1 protein-coding gene is annotated in these 968 nt (G+C 38.9%); it reads left to right on the top strand.

What is annotated here, in order from left to right; all coding sequences use genetic code 11:
- Positions 1-559 precede the first annotated feature (559 nt).
- The coding region (locus tag A3761_RS17495) for a hypothetical protein (protein ID WP_156491923.1) at positions 560-968 on the top strand (409 nt) is incomplete at its 3' end.

Raw genomic sequence — 968 nt, 5'->3', positions numbered from 1 at the left:
ATCCTTATGAATTACTCTCTATATCGTACTTAAGATAGGTCGGGACTGGTTTGATATTGGTCAATTAAACATCAATGAAGGCAGGTCATATTTTAAACTAATTAATATGTTACTGGCATGAGCTATGGCCGCATAAGCGAGCATGAACCTTCTCATGGATTTATTATTCTGAGTTGATGGTAATGGATCGTTGGCGAGGTCACTAAGAACAGGTATTCATGGAAGACTTAAATTCGAGGTTATCAAGCTTTTCTTGACGTTGGCTAAGTGCCAATTGCAGGCCTCTTAGTCCATTGTCAAAATGGCCTAGTTATCCTGATTAAACGAGGATTAAGATTTATGGCCTTGAGAACAAAGCAGTAGTTACCGGGTTTAGATTATATTTATGCTGCGTTGAATAAGTCTCGTTGTATCCAAAGCCAATAAACCAGACTGAACTTTCTCTATTAATTAGTGTCCTAAAGTATGTGTAAAACGCAGTTTAAGTCTTTTTAAGCATCTTCGTGATATTTAGTAAAGGCGCTTGCAGCGCTATGATTTTTGTGGCAGAGTTTTAAAGATGAGTATTCTGAAACAGATAAAACAAAAGTATTCAAAACAAATAAGCGTCTTGCTGGCCGTTTTGATGATGCTATCTCCGATTATATCTTCGGCGAATACTCTGTTGATGAGCGAAAGCACAATGCCTCATCATTCAGCGTCGACATCAACTGAAAGTGATGTTGAACAAATGAAGGTAACATCAGATAGCGAGTCTTGCCACGAGGCCGTGGCTCAAACCGTTAAAGACTCGATGAAGATGAATAAAACCTCTTCAGTCACAAATGACTGTTGTGATGAGTCTTGTTTATGTGCACAGGCTGGTTGTCAGTCTTCATCAGCGGCTTTCCATAATTCCGCGTTATCCTTCAGCACAGATAGAGTTGCCTTTAATTTTACGGCATCATTTTATCTAAACCCACAGACAT

The organism is Oleiphilus sp. HI0123, from assembly GCF_001635315.1.
Note: the sequence above shows the minus strand (reverse complement) of the source record. Positions and strands in the feature narration are given on the sequence as shown.